13 protein-coding genes are annotated in these 18,162 nt (G+C 58.3%); 2 read left to right on the top strand and 11 right to left on the bottom strand.

Annotated elements, in window-relative coordinates; genetic code table 11:
• Positions 1-34 precede the first annotated feature (34 nt).
• Entirely contained in the window at positions 35-1,087 is a 1,053-nt protein-coding gene (gene fbaB / locus ADJ24_RS01475) for a class I fructose-bisphosphate aldolase (RefSeq protein ID WP_023312424.1), read from the top strand.
• A 56-nt stretch (positions 1,088-1,143) separates the two neighbouring features.
• Here the strand turns inward: fbaB and yegS are convergent, their stop codons facing one another.
• A complete protein-coding gene (gene yegS, locus ADJ24_RS01470) occupies positions 1,144-2,043 on the bottom strand; it encodes a lipid kinase YegS (RefSeq protein WP_023312423.1) in 900 nt (299 codons plus the stop codon).
• Positions 2,044-2,184: 141 nt separating this feature from the next.
• Between yegS and ADJ24_RS01465 the strand changes: the two genes are divergently transcribed.
• Positions 2,185-2,685, top strand: coding sequence for a DUF523 domain-containing protein (locus ADJ24_RS01465; RefSeq protein ID WP_023312422.1), 501 nt, complete (start codon positions 2,185-2,187; stop codon positions 2,683-2,685).
• Between the two features lie 161 nt (positions 2,686-2,846).
• Here the strand turns inward: ADJ24_RS01465 and yegQ are convergent, their stop codons facing one another.
• The 10 genes from yegQ to yegD all read right to left on the bottom strand — a co-directional run bounded on the left by yegQ (position 2,847) and on the right by yegD (position 18,159).
• Complete coding sequence (gene yegQ / locus ADJ24_RS01460; protein ID WP_023312421.1) at positions 2,847-4,208, bottom strand: tRNA 5-hydroxyuridine modification protein YegQ; 1,362 nt, start codon at positions 4,206-4,208, stop codon at positions 2,847-2,849.
• A gap of 167 nt (positions 4,209-4,375) precedes the next feature.
• Entirely contained in the window at positions 4,376-5,128 is a 753-nt protein-coding gene (locus tag ADJ24_RS01455) for a hypothetical protein (RefSeq protein ID WP_023312420.1), read from the bottom strand.
• On the bottom strand, positions 5,122-5,562 hold the full coding sequence (locus ADJ24_RS01450; RefSeq protein ID WP_023312419.1) for a RusA family crossover junction endodeoxyribonuclease: 441 nt from the start codon (positions 5,560-5,562) through the stop codon (positions 5,122-5,124). The genes ADJ24_RS01455 and ADJ24_RS01450 overlap by 7 nt, the downstream gene beginning before the upstream one ends.
• 94 nt (positions 5,563-5,656) lie before the next feature.
• Positions 5,657-6,379 carry a two-component system response regulator BaeR gene (gene baeR, locus ADJ24_RS01445; RefSeq protein ID WP_023312418.1) on the bottom strand — a complete coding sequence of 241 codons (723 nt, stop codon included), beginning with the start codon at positions 6,377-6,379 and terminating at the stop codon, positions 5,657-5,659.
• Complete coding sequence (baeS, locus tag ADJ24_RS01440) at positions 6,376-7,779, bottom strand: two-component system sensor histidine kinase BaeS (RefSeq protein WP_023312417.1); 1,404 nt, start codon at positions 7,777-7,779, stop codon at positions 6,376-6,378. The genes baeR and baeS overlap by 4 nt, the downstream gene beginning before the upstream one ends.
• A complete protein-coding gene (locus ADJ24_RS01435; RefSeq protein WP_023312416.1) occupies positions 7,776-9,191 on the bottom strand; it encodes an MFS transporter in 1,416 nt (471 codons plus the stop codon). Before ADJ24_RS01435 ends, baeS begins: the two co-directional genes overlap by 4 nt.
• Complete coding sequence (gene mdtC / locus ADJ24_RS01430; RefSeq protein ID WP_023312415.1) at positions 9,192-12,269, bottom strand: multidrug efflux RND transporter permease subunit MdtC; 3,078 nt, start codon at positions 12,267-12,269, stop codon at positions 9,192-9,194.
• The gene (locus ADJ24_RS01425) at positions 12,270-15,392 is read right to left on the bottom strand and encodes an MdtB/MuxB family multidrug efflux RND transporter permease subunit (protein ID WP_023312414.1); all 3,123 of its coding nucleotides are present in this window, start codon (positions 15,390-15,392) and stop codon (positions 12,270-12,272) included. It abuts the gene before it with no gap.
• Entirely contained in the window at positions 15,392-16,594 is a 1,203-nt protein-coding gene (locus ADJ24_RS01420) for an MdtA/MuxA family multidrug efflux RND transporter periplasmic adaptor subunit (protein WP_023312413.1), read from the bottom strand. The genes ADJ24_RS01425 and ADJ24_RS01420 overlap by 1 nt, the downstream gene beginning before the upstream one ends.
• Before the next feature lie 212 nt (positions 16,595-16,806).
• Positions 16,807-18,159, bottom strand: coding sequence for a molecular chaperone (gene yegD, locus ADJ24_RS01415; RefSeq protein ID WP_023312412.1), 1,353 nt, complete (start codon positions 18,157-18,159; stop codon positions 16,807-16,809).
• Between the last annotated feature and the right edge of the window lie 3 nt (positions 18,160-18,162).

Below are 18,162 nucleotides of genomic sequence, written 5' to 3'. Positions count from 1 at the left end.
CACCGACACGACGTCGGACTTACGGGAGTATCACATGACTGATATTGCGCAGTTGCTTGGCAAAGACGCCGACAGCCTTTTACAGCATCGTTGTATGACCATTCCAGCCGACCAGCTGTATCTGCCTGGTCACGACTACGTTGACCGCGTGATGATCGATAACAACCGTCCGCCTGCGGTCCTGCGAAATATGCAGACGCTCTACAACACCGGGCGGCTCGGCGGCACCGGGTATCTCTCAATCCTGCCGGTGGACCAGGGCGTTGAGCACTCTGCGGGCGCCTCTTTTGCGGCGAATCCTCTCTACTTCGATCCGAAGAACATTGTTGAGCTGGCGATTGAGGCGGGCTGTAACTGCGTGGCGTCGACCTACGGCGTGCTGGCCTCGGTTTCGCGTCGCTATGCCCACCGCATTCCATTCCTCGTGAAGCTGAACCACAACGAAACCCTTAGCTACCCAACCGAATATGACCAGACCCTTTACGCCAGCGTCGAGCAGGCGTTCAACATGGGCGCGGTGGCGGTAGGGGCGACGATTTACTTCGGCTCCGAACAGTCCCGTCGTCAGATTGAAGAGATCTCCGCGGCGTTTGAGCGTGCGCACGAGCTGGGCATGGTCACCGTACTGTGGGCATATCTGCGCAACAACGCGTTCAAGAAAGACGGCGTGGATTACCATGTATCCGCCGACCTGACCGGGCAGGCGAACCACCTGGCGGCGACCATCGGCGCGGATATTGTGAAGCAGAAAATGGCCGAGAATAACGGCGGCTATAAAGCGGTGAACTTTGGCTACACCGACGATCGCGTTTACAGCAAGCTGACCAGCGATAACCCGATCGACCTGGTGCGCTACCAGCTGGCGAACTGCTACATGGGCCGCGCGGGGCTGATTAACTCAGGCGGCGCGGCGGGTGGTGATACCGACCTGTCAGACGCGGTGCGTACGGCGGTGATCAACAAACGTGCGGGCGGCATGGGGTTGATCCTTGGCCGCAAGGCGTTTAAGAAATCGATGGCCGACGGCGTGAAGCTGATCAATGCGGTTCAGGACGTCTATCTCGACAGCAAAGTCACGATTGCCTGACGGCTCCATCTCCCTCTCCCGGTGGGAGAGGGCATCATCGCGCACCGTGCGAAACATCAGCGCAAAAGCACGCAGTCCGGCGGCAGCCGACACTGTAGCGCGCCGGGCAACACCTCAATGCGGAACTGCGTCCCGCTCAGCGGCTCTCCGTCGAGGTTAAAGGTCATCCCGTGGGGAGCATTCACTTCAAACCACGCTGATTTCCCGGCGATGATATTTGGACTCTCTTCCGGCTGCGTCAGCGTGGTAAACAGCGCGGGCAGCAGGCCGTCGCCCGTGAAAATACGCAGCTGAAGCTGTCCGTCATTAATCAGCGCCTCCGGGCACAGCTGCTGTCCGCCGCCCGCCTGACGTCCGTTGCCAATCCCAATTACCAGCGCGTCACCCTGCCACTGAAAATCCTCGCCGCGAATTTCGCAGCGGTCAGGCTTGAGGGTGTCCATGCGCATCAGGCCGTGGATCAGGTACGACACGCCGCCCAGCGCCGCCTTCAGCTTTTCCGGCGTTTCGCTGGTGATACGCGTGCCAAACCCGCCCGTCGCCATATTGATAAAGCAGGTTTTATCATTCACCTGCGCAATATCCACAGCGGTGGCTTTGCCGAGGATCGCCAGCTGAAGCGCCTTCTCCAGCTCTTCCGGGATCCCTGCGCTGGTGGCAAAATCATTGGCGGTGCCGAGCGGTAAAATGCCCATCACCGGCCGGCTTGCCGGGGGCAGGTCGATAAGCGCTGACGCAATCTCATTGATGGTGCCATCGCCGCCGCCGGAAATGATGGTGCTGACGCCAAGCCCGAGGGCTTCATTGATATAGCGTGCCGCGTCGCCTTTTTCCCACGTCACCCTGACGTGAATGCGCGCGCCGTCGTCACGCAAACCCTGAATTGCCTGACGCAGCAGATCGTTGCCCGCACTTTTGCCATTGAGAATCAATAAACTGTCTGGATAGGTTGCCATCCGCGCTGCTCCCTTTTTTAGCGTTAGTAAGAGTGTATAGCAGAGAGGAAAAAAGCGGGTAAGAACAGGATGAAAGGAACAAAATATGCCCGAAAGCGCGTTACACTCCAGCGATGGTAGTAACGTAATCACAGGAAAGTGATGATGAATAAAATTTTGGTAAGCGCGTGCCTGATGGGCTTAAAGGTTCGTTACAACGGAAGTGAAAAAGCGCGAATGAACGAGCTGCTCGCTCGCTGGCAGCAGGAACAGCGTCTGGTTATCCACTGCCCTGAACTTGCGGCCGGGCTGACTGTACCTCGTCCTCCGGCAGAGATTATGTCCGCTGATGGCAAAGACGTAATGCGCGGGCAAGCCAGAATTAGTGAAAATACAGGGCAGGATGTGACTGAGCAGTATCAGCTTGCAGCCTGGCTCGCGCTACGCGCTGCTCAGGAGTCGGGGTGTAGCGCAGCACTATTAACCGATGGCAGCCCAACGTGCGGCAGTCAGTTTATTTATGACGGATCTTTTCGCGGGATACATAAAGCGGGGAGGGGTGTTGCTGCATCGTTGCTCGCAGAGCATGGGATAGCCGTGTTCTCGGAGGGGCAAATCGACGAACTGATTGCCTGGGTTGAGGAGAGAGAAGGCAAAAAATAAGCCCGCGTAAGGGAGATTACGCAGGCTAAGGAGGTGGTTCCTGGTACAGCTAGCATTTATGGGTTATGTTTTTCAGCGGGGGGATAATACCCGTATTGAACGAAGCGGTATGTGATCCGATTCTAAGAATTATCCCAGCGCGAAAAAATTTCCCTGATTAACTATTTGCCGTGTGGGTTTCGGGTGCTTTCACCGTTAAAGTTACGCATCAGCAGCGCGAACTTCAGCTCCACCTCTTCCGGAACCGGCAGCCAGACGGTATGACCGTCACCCGGCGCCACGTCAATCGCTTCGCCTTTGCCGTTTTCCAGATGCTCCAGCGTAAAGTTCATGTTGCCCTGTGGGGTCATCAGCTCCAGGCTGTCGCCTTTGGTGAATTTGTTTTTCACCGCCACGGCCGCCAGCGCGCCTTTGCGCTCGCCGGTGAAGTCGCCGACAAACTGCTGGCGCTCGGAAACGGAGTAGCCGTGCTCGTAGTTCTGGTAGTCGTCATGGGTATGACGACGCAGGAAGCCTTCGGTATAGCCGCGGTGCGCCAGGCCTTCCAGAGTTTCCAGCAGGCTGGTATCGAACGGTTTACCGGCCGCCGCATCGTCGATGGCTTTGCGGTACACCTGCGCGGTGCGCGCGCAGTAGTAATAGGATTTGGTGCGGCCTTCGATCTTCAGAGAGTGCACGCCCATCTGGGTCAGACGCTCAACGTGGGCGATGGCGCGCAGATCTTTCGAGTTCATGATGTAGGTGCCGTGCTCGTCTTCAAAGGCGGTCATGTACTCGCCCGGACGTTTGGCTTCTTCAATCATAAACACGCTGTCGGTTGGCGCGCCGATGCCCAGCGTCGGCTCGACGTTGGTCACCGGGATCGGCTCGTGCTTGTGGACGATGTTGCCGACGTCATCCTCTTTGCCTTCCTGGACGTTATATTCCCAGCGGCAGGCGTTGGTGCAGGTGCCCTGGTTCGGGTCGCGCTTGTTGATATAGCCGGAGAGCAGGCAGCGGCCAGAGTAGGCCATGCACAGCGCGCCGTGAACGAAGATTTCGATTTCCATATCCGGCACCTGGGTGCGGATTTCTTCGATCTCTTCCAGCGAAAGCTCTCGGGACAGAATGACGCGGGTCAGTCCCATCTGCTTCCAGAACTTCACCGTCGCCCAGTTAACGGCGTTAGCCTGGACGGAGAGGTGAATATCCATCTCCGGGAAGTTCTCCCGAACCAGCATGATTAAACCCGGGTCCGACATGATCAGCGCGTCCGGCCCCATATCCACCACCGGCTTCAGGTCGCGGATGAACGTTTTCAGCTTAGCGTTGTGCGGCGCGATGTTCACGACCACGTAGAATTTCTTGCCCAGGGCATGCGCTTCGTTGATGCCGAGCTGCAGGTTCTCGTGGTTGAATTCGTTGTTACGCACGCGCAGCGAGTAGCGCGGCTGGCCCGCATAAACGGCGTCGGCACCATAGGCGAAAGCGTAACGCATATTTTGCAGCGTTCCCGCCGGGGAAAGGAGTTCCGGTTTAAACATGTTTGTTCTCGTTCTGATGACAGGTCAGATCCGCGTGCACCAGGTGCAGCGGTAAGGGGAGATCCCCCACTTTAAGGGCGGGCATTGTAGCGCTATGGGGCAGGGAGGTAAAGATTGAATTATTACTTATTTTAGCCGTAAAGTTAATTACGGCTAAATTTGCATTGTTATTTATTTCTTTCTGATGTGGTTTTTATTTTGAATTGCTGCTGTAGGTATTTTAGATGCCATCTCATTTCTCTGGCTTCAAGTTCTGATACTTTATTTCCTTCGATAACACTTAGCACAATTGAATATAGTGTGTAAAGGTCTCTCACTTCTGCATTAATTTGTTCCAGAGGATGTATGTCAAATTCGTAAAGTATCAGGTTGAAATAATCAAGGGTTGAATTCTTGTTTCGATGATGATTATTTTGTGTTCTGTGAAAAGAGATCATGGAACGAATCATTCTTGCTATATAAATCCAGTCTCTAATAAATGAATTGGTTGCAGTGATTTCGTTATTAAGATAAAGTGGTGGTATTCTTTCGGAAAGAATAATAGCTATATTATCATCAGAAAATTTTTCTTGGATCTTAGCATTTATTTCCGATTGCTCGCTCTCTCGATTATCAATATATCTAAAATCAACCAATATTTGAGCATCTTTATCAACATTAAAATAGTGATGTAAAAAAGGATGGGTGGTTAATTCTTCCATCATGCTTATACGCTTACGGTAATGGTTACCGTGACGTTTATTAACTATTTCTATGATTATAATCTCTTTTTTGTCTTTGCTAATTGCAACTAAATCAAATAGAAAATTTTTATATGAAGGTGTTCTTGGTGAGTCTTCATAAACAGCATACTCTTTTAAAGTATATTCTGTTTTAATTAATTCAACTTGGTAATGGTAATAATCGTAATAGTTTACCATAGTTTGCCTCCGTTGCATTTATATTTTTCAATTTTAATTAAGGTCATATATTCTGCAGGCGAGTTGTTTTCTCTCATTTCTAATATTTTAGCAATTGAGGGAGCTAGGGATAATGGAACGACAAGGGATTTTCCAGGCTCCTTCACGAATCGCTCAGCAATAATGCGCGTTATTTGCCTGTCATTCTCCATGACTACCGGAGCCAGTGCATCAATGGTAAATTTAAGTCCGTTGTCTACATCTGAATAAGAGTTGTTATGTGGGAAATAAAATATTTTAAAAGTTGTCTTATACTTAACCTGCATGCCAGTATATTCTGCTTTTGCAGAATTAAAAACTTTCGATTGCCAGATTGCCTTCAAAGATTTAGGACCTTTCCTGTTAACCGTGGCTGGTCGGCCAATTACGATCATTTCCAAAAGATTATCTGCCATGATATTTCCTTAAAGAAAAAATAGAACCAGACTTCTTTTCTATATTGTTTAAAAATGTGTGACTGTACTATACATAGCTGTAAATCATCGTTAATCACATTATCCTGCATGCATCCGCTTCCCAGCGATACCCCACGCCATACACCGCGCGGATAAACGACTGCTCGGCGTCCAGCGCCTCCAGCTTGCGGCGCAGGTTTTTGATATGGCTGTCGATGGTGCGGTCGGTCACGACGCGGTAATCGTCATACAGGTGGTTCAGCAGCTGCTCGCGGGAGAAGACTTTCCCCGGCTCGTGGGAGAGGGTTTTCAGCAGGCGGAACTCCGCAGGCGTCAGGTCCAGCAGCTTGCTGCGCCAGCTCGCCTGGAAGCGGCTTTCGTCGACAATCAGCGGGCTTTCGGCATCCAGCACCTGAAGCTCGCGCTGCGGCCTGCAGCGGCGGAGAATGGTTTTCACGCGGGCGACCACTTCACGCGGGCTGTAGGGTTTGCAGATGTAATCGTCCGCGCCAATTTCGAGGCCCAGCAGGCGGTCAATCTCTTCAATTTTGGCGGTGACCATGACGATCGGCACGTCGGAGAAGCGACGAATTTCCCGGCACAGGGTCAGCCCGTCAACACCCGGCAGCATTAAATCAAGCAGGATCAGATCCGGCGGGGTCTGGCGCACGTATGGCAGCACCTGGTCGCCGTGGCTGATTAGCGATGGAGCGTAGCTGGCCGCACGTAAATAGTCTATCAGCAGCTGTCCCAGCTTGGGCTCGTCTTCGACAATCAAAATGCGCGGCGTGTTTTCGTCAATCGGTAACTCGGTCATACTTCTCTCGATAAATCCCGTTCCAGAGGTAACTCTACTGTAATGCTAACCCCGCCAAAAGGCGAATGGGCGGCGCGGATCGTGCCATTATGCGCCTCAACGATGTTAACGCAAATCGCCAGCCCCAGGCCGGAACCGCCGCTGGCGCGGTTGCGGGAGCCTTCGGTACGGTAAAAACGTTCAAACAATTTTTCCAGCTGCGCGTCCTGCACGCCGGGGGCGGAATCCGCGAAGGTAAGGGCAAAGCGCCCGTTTTCCTGCCTGCCGGAGATATGTAGCCCGCCGCCGCTGTCGGTGTAGCGCAGGCTGTTTTCCAGCAGGTTATTGAATAGCTGCATCAGCCGGTCCTTGTCGCCAAACACCACCGCGCTGTCCGGCAGGGAGAGGTCGATTTTCAGGTTGCGGCTGGCAAACCGCTCGCGGAACGCGCCGCTGATCACTTCCAGAATGTTAATCACGTCTACCGGCGCCTTCTGGTAGGCCAGCGCGCCTTCGTCGGACATGGAGAGCTGGTGGAGATCGTCCACCAGCTTGGTGAGCGTGCCCACCTCCGCCTGCAGAGAGGCCACCGATTCGGGCGTAAACTGGCGCACGCCGTCCTGTATGGCCTCCAGCTCGCCGCGCAGCACCGCCAGCGGCGTGCGCAGCTCGTGGGAGATATCGGCCATAAAGTCGCGGCGCATCTGCTGGTTCTTCTCCAGCGTGCTGGCGAGCTGGTTAAAATCCTGCGCCAGCTTGCCCAGTTCGTCCTGGCTGCGGGTATCGACGCGGGTGGTAAAATCCCCGGCGGCCAGCTTGTGCGTGCCTTCCACCAGCCGTTTCACCGGGGCGAGCAGGCCGCGCGCCAGCGGGAAGGTAGCGAGCGCGGCGAGCAGGGTGGAGAGGGCGACAATCAGCCAGCTTGTCCGGCGCTGCTGGCGGTCAAAGTTGATGTCGGTGTTGCGCGTCAGGCGCTCCACCGGAGAGGCGATAACCCAGCCGACTGTCGCATTGTTGACTTTAATCGCACGACGGGTGCCGTCCGGCGGTATCGGCGCACGCGGACCCACCAGAGTGCGCATGTCCTGATCAATCACCCAGAACTGGGTGCGCCAGCCGTGCGGCGGCATGCCCGGCCCCGGGCGATCGTCACCGGTATCGTGCTCCAGCGAGCGCAGGATCTGGAAAATAAAGCGATCGTTATTGCGCAGAAAACGCCAGTTGCCGTGCTGGGCGTACTGTTCACTCAGCGCATCGCTTAAGCCCTGTAAACGCTGTTCATTGCCATGCTTGATGTAATCAATAAAACCGCGCTCAAAGCTGATCCGCACCGCCCAGTGCATGGTGATCAGCAGGACGATACAGGTGGCAAATATCGCCACGAAGAGCTTGCCGGTAATGCCCGGACGCCAGAATTTCATGAACCACTCCTTTTGCCGCGCCTAATCACGACGTTCTTGCTGGTATCATCCGGCACTCTGGCGAAGATGAAAGCGGGCAGGGCGATGATGACCGCCATGCTGAGATAGGTATACAAAAAGACCTGATGCGCCACCGGCGTGTCGACGCTGAGGTGGTGCTGGCCGTACATGCCGAGCAGTAAACCCGCGATGGTCACCCCGACGCTCATCGAGAGCTGCATGATCATCGACAGCAGGCTGTTGCCGCTGCTCGCCAGATCGTCCGGCAGGTCCTTCAGCGTCAGGGTATTCATCGACGAGAAGCGCATGGAGTTGACGATCCCCTGGCAGAACAGCACCAGCGGCAGAACGTAGTACCAGCCCATCAGCGCCACGGCCATAAACAGCAGACTCACCAGCGACAGCCCCAGCGTGGCGGTCACCAGCACGCGACGATAGCCAAAGCGGTTCACCACCTGTACCACGATGCGCTTCATTCCCATGCTGCCGAGCACCATCGGGATCATCATCAGGCCCGCGTGGAACGGCGAAAATCCCATTCCGATTTGCAGGAAAACGGGCGTCATAAACGGCAGCATGCCGCTGCCGACGCGCCCGGCGAAGCTGCCGAACAGGCCAAGGCGATAGGTAGGGTTTTTAAACAAGCTCAGGCTGAACAGCGCCTTATCGTTACCTCTGGCATGCCGCAGATACCACAGAATGGCGGTGATGCCGATAACGACCAGCATCCCCAGCGTCAGGGGCGAAATCCCCAGCCCTTTTTGCCCGTCGAGCGCCAGGGTAAGCGTGGCCATGCCCGCCGCCAGCAGGATAAAGCCAAAGAAATCAAAGCGCCGCGTCTGCATTTTGTAGTTCGGCATCAGCGTCAGGGTGGCGATGGCGCCGATGATGCCAACAGGAAGATTGATTAAGAAGATCCAGTGCCAGGAGGCGTACTCCACCAGAATGCCGCCGAGCGCCGGGCCCAGCAGCGGCCCCACCTGACCGGGTAGGGTCACAAAGGTCATCGCCGCCATGTACTGCTCGCGCGGCACGATCTTCATCACCGTTAGCCGCCCGACAGGGACCATCATCGCCCCGCCGACGCCCTGCAGCACGCGCGCCATCACCAGCTGGTCGAGGGTGTTGGCCTGGGCGCAAAACAGCGAGCCGGTGGTAAACAGCACGATGGCGGTAAAGAAGATATTCCGCACGCCCACTTTATCCGCCAGCCAGCCGCTGGCGGGCAGCATCACGGCCACCGTCAGCACGTAGGAGACAATCACCATATGCATATGCAGCGGGCTCTCCCCCAGGCTTTTCGCCATGGAGGGGAGGGCGGTGTTGACGATGGTCGTATCCAGCGACTGCATAAAGAAGCCGAAAGCGACTATCCATAGCTGCCAGCGAACGTTAGCGGGGAGATCGGTCATTTACTCGGTCACCGTGGTTCTGTTTTTACGCGAGAAGCGCAGCCGCAGGCGGTCGAAGAACAGATAGACCACCGGCGTGGTGTACAGCGTCAGCAGCTGGCTCATCACCAGGCCGCCGACAATGGTGATCCCCAGCGGCTGGCGCAGCTCGGAGCCGTCGCCGCCCGAGATAACCAGCGGCAGCGCGCCAAACAGTGCCGCCAGGGTGGTCATCATGATCGGACGAAAACGCAGCAGGCAGGCCTGGAAGATGGCCTCTTCCGGCGATAGATTGCCGTTGCGCTGGGCGTCCAGCGCGAAGTCGACCATCATGATCGCGTTTTTCTTCACAATACCAATTAATAGCATGATTCCGATGAGCGCGATCAGGCTGAACGGCGCGCCGAACAGCTCCAGCGCCAGCAGCGCCCCAACGCCCGCCGACGGCAGCGTCGAGAGAATGGTCAGCGGGTGAACGTAGCTCTCGTACAGCACGCCCAGCACAATATAAACCGTGGCGATGGCGGCCAGAATCAAAATCACCTGCGAATTCATCGTCTCCTGGAACACCTGCGCGGTGCCGGCAAAGCTGCCGCGCACGGTGGACGGCACGCCAAGCTGCGTCATCGCGCGGTTAATTGCGTCGCTGGCTTCAGAAAGCGACGAACCGGCGGGCAGGTTAAAGGAGATAGTCGACGCCGCCGATAGCCCCTGGTGGTTCACCGACAGCGGCGCGTTGGCCGGCTGCCAGCTGGCAAAGTAGGAGAGCGGAATCGCCTTGCCGTCGTTGTTAATCACAAACATTTTGTCCAGGGCGCTGATGTCCTGGGTGTAGCGCGGATCGACCTCCATCACCACCTTATACTGGTTCATCGGCTGGTAGATGGTGGAGATCTCGCGCTGGCCGAAGGCGTTGTTCAGCAGGCTGTTGGCGGCTTCAACGTTAATGCCCAGCCGCGACATGGTTTCGCGGTCGTAGGTCAGGGCCATCTCGGCGCCGTTATCCTGCTGATCGGAGTTGACGTCCGCCAGCTGCGGCAGGGCGGCCAGCACCTTGCGGATCTTCGGCTCCCACTCGCGCAGGGCGGCTAAATCGTCCGAGAGCAACGTGTACTGATAGCTGGCGTTCGCCTGACGGCCGCCGACGCGGATATCCTGAACGGCCATCAAAAACAGGTTTGCCCCCGGCTCTTTGGCGAGCTTCACCCGCAGGCGGTCAATCACCTGCTGGGCGGTTTCGTTGCGCTCGCCGCGCGGTTTCAGGGTAATAAACATCATCCCGCTGTTGACGCGTGACCCGCCGGTAAAGCCGGTGACGTTATCCACGGCTTTGTCTTCACGAATGATCTTCATGAAGTCCTGCAGCTTGCCGCGCATCGCCTGGAACGAAATGCTCTGGTCCGCCTGAATCCCCCCCATCAGCACGCCGGTGTCCTGCTCCGGGAAGAACGTTTTCGGGATGGTGATGTACATCCAGACGTTGAGCACGATGGTACCGATCAGCACCAGGCCGACCAGCCGGGTATGGTTCAGCACCCACTTCAGCGATTTGCCGTAGCCTTCCTGCATGGCCATCAGGAAGCGACCAAAGCCTTTGCGGCGCGGCTGCGAATGGGGCTTGCTGCGCTTGAGCATCCAGCCGCACATCATCGGCGTCAGCGTTAGGGAGATCGCCAGCGAAATCCCGATGGCGACGGAGAGGGTGACGGCAAACTCGCGCAGCAGCCTGCCCGGCAGCCCGCCCATCAGCAGCAGCGGCAGGAATACCGCCACCAGCGACAGGCTCATGGAGAGCACCGTAAAGCCCACCTCGCGCGTGCCCTGCAGCGCGGCCTGAAGCGGCTTCACGCCCGCTTCCAGGTGGCGGGAAATGTTTTCCAGCACCACGATGGCGTCATCCACCACGAAGCCCGTCGCTATCGTCAGGGCCATCAGCGACAGGTTGTTGAGGCTAAACCCGCACAGGTACATGGCGGCAAAGGTACCGATCAGCGAGACCGGCACGGCCACCGCCGGAATAAGCGTCGCGCGGCCGGATCGCAGGAACAGGAAGACCACCAGGATCACCAGCGCGACGGAGATAATCAGCGTTTGCTCCACCTCTTCAAGCGAAGCGCGAATGGTCGGGGAGCGATCCTGGGCAATTTGCAGATCGATTGCTGCCGGGATGGTCTCCTGCAGGTCCGGAAGACGGGCGCGAATGCTGTTCACCGTCTCAATAATATTCGCTTCCGGCAGCTTGCGGATCATCAGCAGAATGGCCGGTTTCGCGTTGGTCATCCCGGCGTTGCGCACGTCCTGCACCGAGTCGGTAACGCTGGCAACGTCGCTCAAGCGCACCGCCGCGCCGTTTTTGTAGTGAATAATGAGCGGCTGATATTCCGCGGCGGTTTTCAGCTCGTCGTTAGTGTGGATCTGCCAGCGGTGGCTGCCGTCCTCAATCGCCCCCTGCGGCTTGCGGACGTTGGCCGTGCTGATGGCGGAGCGCACGTCATCCAGCGACACGCCCTGGTTGAACAGCGCCTGCGGGTTTAGGCCGACGCGCACGGCGGGCAGGGAGCTCCCGCCGACGCTCACGTCACCGACGCCGTTAATTTGTGAGATGGTCTGCGCCAGCTGGGTAGACGCAAAGTCGTAAAGCTGCCCCTGCGAGTACGTATCCGAGGTCAGCGTCAGGATCATGATCGGCGCATCGGACGGGTTGGCCTTGCGGTAGGTTGGGCGGCTCGGCATCCCGCTCGGCAGCAGGCTTTGTGCGGCGTTGATGGCCGCCTGCACGTCGCGCGCCGCACCGTTAATATCCCGGTCGAAGCTGAACTCCAGAATGATGCGCGTGCTGCCCAGCGAGCTGCTGGAGGTCATCTCGTTGACCCCCGCAATCCGCCCGAGCGAACGCTCCAGCGGCGTGGCAACCGACGAGGCCATGGTCTCCGGTGACGCGCCCGGCAGCGAGGCGCTGACCATGATCACCGGGAAATCCACCTGCGGCAGGGGCGCTACCGGCAGCAGCCGGAAGCCCAGCACGCCGCAGAGGGTAATGGCGAGCGAGATTAATATCGTCGCCACCGGGCGATAAATGAAGAGGGCGAAAAACTTCACTTATGCCTCCTCTTCACGTTTCGGGAAACGGCTTTTGGTCCACAGCGCCAGACGGTCAAACAGCAGGTATATCACCGGCGTAGTGAAGAGGGTCAGCACCTGGCTCACCAGTAGACCGCCGACCATGCCGATACCCAGCGGACGGCGCAGCTCCGCGCCGACGCCGGTGCTGAGCATCAGCGGCAGCGCGCCCAGCAGGGCGGCCAGCGTGGTCATCAGGATCGGACGGAAACGCAGCAGACAGGCCTGGAAGATGGCGTCGCGCGGCGACATGCCCTGCTCGCGCTCGGCGGCCAGGGCGAAGTCGATCATCATGATGGCGTTTTTCTTCACGATCCCGATAAGCAGGATAATGCCGATGATGGCAATGACGTCCAGCTCGCTGCCCGCCAGCATCAGTGCCAGCAGCGCCCCCACGCCCGCCGTCGGCAGGGTAGAGAGGATGGTGATCGGGTGGATAAAGCTTTCGTACAGCACCCCGAGCACGATGTACATCGCCACGACCGCCGCGACGATAAGCCAGATGGTGTTACCCAGCGCGGCCTGAAACGCCAGCGTGCTGCCCTGGAACTGGGTCTGAATATCGGACGGGAAGCTGAGCTCTTTTTCAGCAGCCTGAATGGCCTCCACCGCTTCGCCGAGAGAATAATTGTCCGGCACGTTGAAGGAAATGGTGGTGGACGGGAACTGATCCAGATGGTTGATCGACAGCGGGGTGTAGCGTTCTTCCACCGTGGCGATAGCGCTCAGCGGCACAATGCCGCCGTCTTTGCTGGTCAGGCGCACCGAGTCCAGCCCCGCCAGGCCGGGCGTGTTGTCCGTGTTGTGCTCCAGCACCACGCGATACTGGTTGGCCTGGGTGTAGATGGTGGAGATCAGGCGCTGACCGAAGGCGTTGTACAGGGCGTTGTCCACGTCTGACATGGTAATGCCCAGACGGCTGGCGGTATCGCGGTTGACGTTCACGTACGCCGCCAGCCCTTTGTCCTGCCAGTCGCTGCTGACGTCGGCGAGCTGCGGCAGGGTGTTAAGCTTGTTCACCAGCTGCGGCACCCAGGTGCTGAGCGCGTCCAGCGAGGTGGCCTGCAGCGTGAACTGGTACTGCGTGCGGCTGACCTGAGTATCAATGGTCAAATCCTGAATCGGCTGCAGGTAAAGCTCAACGCCCGGCACTCGCGCGACGGCGTTTTGCAGACGCTCAATGACGGCGTTGACGCGATCGTCGCGTTCATCCAGTGGCTTAAGGTTGATCTGCAGACGCGCGCTGTTGAGCGACGGGTTGGTGCCGTCGACGCCCACGTAGGAGGTCAGACTCTCGACCGCCGGATCCTTCATGATGATTTCGGACACCTGCTGCTGGCGTTGGGCCATACTGGCGAAGGAGACCGACTGCGGGGCCTGAAGCGTGCCCTGAATAATGCCGTTGTCCTGGATCGGGAAGAAGCCTTTCGGAATGAAAATCCACAGCATCACGCTGAGCGCCAGGGTTCCCAGCGCCACGCCGAGCGTGGCCCACGGATGGTTAAGGACTTTCGCCAGCACGCGTCCGTAGGCGGCAATAATGCGCTCGAACATGCGCTCGGAGGCGCGCGAAAAGCGGTTTTGCTTGCGCAGGGACTCGTGGCTCAGCATGCGGGCGCACATCATCGGCGTCAGAGTCAGCGACACCACGGCGGAGATCAAAATGGCGACCGCCAGCGTCACGGCAAACTCGCGGAACAGCCGCCCGACAATATCGCCCATAAACAGCAGCGGGATCAGCACCGCAATCAATGAGAAGGTCAGCGAGATAATGGTAAAGCCGATTTCCCCTGCGCCCTTCAGCGCGGCGGCCAGCGGTTTTTCGCCTTTCTCGATATAGCGCGAGATGTTCTCGATGACGACTATAGCGTCATCCACCACGAACCCGGTGGCGATGGTGAGCGCCATCAGCGTCAGGTTGTTAATCGAAAAATCGAGGAACACCATCACCGCAAAGGTGCCGACCAGCGAGAGCGGTACGGCGACGGCGGGAATAATGGTTGCCGGAACGTTGCGCAGGAACAGATAAATGATCATCACCACCAGCGCAATCGCCAGCATCAGCTCGAACTGGGTGTCTGTGACCGACGCGCGAATATTCGTGGTGCGGTCGGAAAGCACTTTTACGTTGACCGATTTCGGCAGGCTTTCGATCAGCTGTGGCAGCATGGTGCGAATACTGTCGGCGGTTTCAATGATGTTTGCGCCCGGCTGGCGCTGGACGTTCATCACGATCGCCTGCTGTTTGTTGGCCCAGGCGCCGAGCCAGCTGTTTTCCGCCCCTTGTTCGACGGTCGCCACGTCGCCCAGACGCACCGGCGCACCGTTCTGGTAAGCAATAATCAGCTGACGGTATTCATCGGCGGACTGCATCTGATCGTTGGCAGAGAGCGTCACGGCGCGGGTTGGACCGTCCAGCGAGCCTTTTGCCGAGTTAACGTTGGCGCTGCTGATGGCGGTGCGGATGGTTTCGCTGGTGAGGCCCAGCGCGGCGATGGCCTGCGCGTTCAGCTTGACGCGCACCGCCGGGCGCTGGCCGCCCGCCAGGGTGACGAGGCCGACGCCGGAGACCTGTGAAATTTTCTGCGCCACGCGCGTTTCGACCATGTCTTCGACCTGGGTCATCGGCATGGCGGAGGAGGTGACGGCAAGCGTCATGATTGGCGGATCGGCCGGGTTCACCTTGCTGTAGACCGGCGGGTTGGGCAGGTCTGACGGCAGCAGGTTGGTGGCGGCGTTGATGGCGGCCTGCACCTCCTGCTCGGCGACGTCCAGCGACAGCGTCAGCTGGAACTGCAGCGTCACGACGGATGCCCCGCCGGAACTCTGGGAGGACATCTGTTTTAGCCCGGACATCTGGCCGAACTGGCGCTCCAGCGGAGCGGTAATGGCGGACGTCACCACGTCCGGGCTGGCTCCGGGATAGAGAGTGACAACCTGAATCGTTGGGTAATCCACCTCCGGCAGCGCCGACACGGGCAGGAAGCGATAGCCGATAATCCCGGCGAGCAGGATCGCCACCATCAGCAGCGTGGTGGCGACAGGACGAAGGATAAACAGGCGTGACGGCCCGCCTGTAGAGCCTGGGGGCATCACCTGCATCAGGATTTCTCTCCCTGTTTCGCAGGTTCAACCACTTCCACTTTGGCCCCTTCGGTCAGACGGTCAATGCCGTCGGTGACCACGCGGTCGCCTGCGGAAAGGCCGGCGGCGATGACCACCGTCTGGCTGTCCTGGATACCGGTTTTCACCAGGTGCTTGCTGACCTTATTGTCGCTGTTAAGTACCCAGACGAAATTACCTTCGTTACCCATCTGCAGCGCAGCGGTGGGGATCACTACCGCGTTCTCTTCGGTCGCGACCAGCATACGCGCGTTGACGAACTGGTTCGGGAAGAGGGCATCGTCCTGATTGTTAAAGCGCGCCTTCAGCTTGATGGTGCCGGTGGTGGTGTCGATCTGGTTATCCAGGCTGAGCAGGGAACCTTCGCTCAGCTTCTGCTTGTTGCTGCGGTCCCAGGCTTCCACCACCAGCCCCTTCCCGGATTTTTGCGCCTGCACCACGGTCGCAATGTCGCTTTCCGGTAGGGTAAAGACTAAATCAATCGGGTGGGTCTGGGTGATGACCACGATGCCCGTGGTGTCGCCGCTGGAGATCTGGTTGCCGATATCGACCTGCTTCAGACCCACGCGTCCATCAATCGGGGCGGTGATGCGGCTCCAGTCCAGCTGCAGCTGGGCGCTGGCCACGGCGGCCTCGTCGGCTTTGATGGTGCCCTGCGTTTCGCTGACCAGCGACTGCTGGGTGTCCAGCTCCTGACGAGATACGAGGTTGGTTTTCACAAGCTGCTGGTAGCGGGCCAGATCGCGGCGGGCGTTGGCGAGAGTGGCTTTGTCTTTCGCGAGCTGCCCCTGCGCCTGGGCGAGGGCGACCTTAAACTGGCTCGGGTCTATTTCGGCCAGCAGATCGCCCGCTTTAACCTGCTGACCTTCCTGGAAGTGAATGGCCATCAGCTGGCCGTCGACGCGGCTGCGCACCGTCACGGTGTTGGCGGCGGTAATGGTCCCAAGGCCAGTAAGATAGCGAGGAACGGCTTTATTCACTGCCGTCGCCGCCTGTACCGGCGCCAGCGCGCCGCCGCGCATGCCGTGACGCCCTCCGCCTGCCGGGCGCTGTGCCTGACTATTTGCACCCGCGGGGGCTGCGGAGTTCGCGGATTGACTGTGCCAGTACCAGGCGGCGGCAAGGACCACCACAATGATGCCAGCGGCGATTGCCCAGCGGGATTTGTTACTGCCTTTCATCGTTATACGTTCTCATCCTGAAGACTTCGGGGAATGATACTAGTTTAGTCAGCTAACACAGCGGAAAAATGGAGGAAATATGGAAGACTGTCAGGAATGGTCTGAATGGAGGTAAACGCAAAACGGCAACATCCGTTGCCGTTTTTGGTGTTTACTCCCTCTCCCTGTGGGAGAGGGCCGGGGTGAGGGCACCAGACCGCACCGCAACAATGCTAGCTAAACATCACCTGCGCCCAGCGTGCCAGACCTGCGGTGACGGAGCCAAAGTCATCCCCACCGGCAATCGGAATGCCAGGCAGCTGTTCCGCCAGCGCTTTCTTGATCAGCGGCGAGCGGGCGCTTCCCCCGGTCAGGTAAATCACGTCCGGCTTCTCTTTGCCGTTCTCCAGCGCCAGCTGTACCTGCTCAAGAATACGCTGTAGCGGCTGCGCGAGCGCCGTCTCCAGCCCGTCCTGCGAAATCGCGGTGGCCAGATCGTCGCTGATAAACGGCAAGGAGACCGCATGCTCAGCACGGTCGGAAAGGGCTATTTTGCTCTCTTCGGCAGTGCGCACCACGCGGTAGCTCAGGCGCTGACGCCACACTTTATACAGCAGGGCGACTTTTTCGGCGTCCTGCGCGTCGCGCACCAGATCGTTAAGGAAGCGGCCGTTGGCGGTGCTGTAAAAATCACTCTGCGCAGGCACGTCGTTAATGGCAATCGCGTTCCACCACGGCAGGATCGGCAGGGCGATGCCTTTTTCGGTTTGCCCGCCCATGCCGAGCAGCGGCATCAGGCTCTTGAATGCCAGCGCGATATCGAGATCGTTACCGCCTACGCGACAGCCGCTGTGCCCGAGCAGGCTATTTTCGCGATCGCGTCGGTTATGCCACTGCGGTCCCATCAGCAGCAGCGAGCAGTCCGTTGTGCCCCCGCCGATATCCACGACTAATACGCGCTTCTCTTCCGTCAGCGTGGCTTCAAAATCCAGCCCCGCGGCAACCGGCTCGTACTGGAACACCACGTCGCGAAAGCCTGCCCGGTGCGCCGCGCGTTCAAGGATCCCCTGCGCCTGCTGGTTGGCCTCGTCGCCGCCCAGCCCCTGGAAGTTGATCGGGCGGCCAATGACCGCCTGGGTAATCGCATCGGAAACCTGCGTCTGCGCCTGATTGCGAATATGCAGCATCATCGCGCACACCAGGTCTTCGAACATCGCCACCTGCTGCGGCTTCAGTCCGCTGGCACCGAGGAAGGATTTTGGCGACTTAACGAAGTAAACCTCTTCAGGATCTTCAATGTAGTGCCCGAGCGAAGAGAGGCCGAACTGCACGCTGGACGGTGAAACGTCGATGTCTTCCTCACGGTTAAAGCTGACCGCCCGGCGCAGCAGCTCCTGGGTCTCCGCCGCCGTGGCCGGAACCTGATGGTGGCGGAACAGCCATTCGCTTACCGCTTCACGCGTCGGCGCGCAGAGCATTGACGGCAGCAGCGTGCTCTCTTTTTCCATTTTCAGAAGCTGTGGCTGTCCGTTTTGCATAATCGCAACCGAGCAGTTTGCCGTACCGTAGTCGAATCCAATAAACACGAT

Source organism: Enterobacter sp. 940_PEND, assembly GCF_001059415.1.
Classification (GTDB): Bacteria; Pseudomonadota; Gammaproteobacteria; order Enterobacterales; family Enterobacteriaceae; genus Enterobacter; species Enterobacter cloacae_M.
The sequence above is the reverse complement of the archived record's forward strand: the minus strand, read 5'-3'. Positions and strand labels throughout refer to the sequence as shown.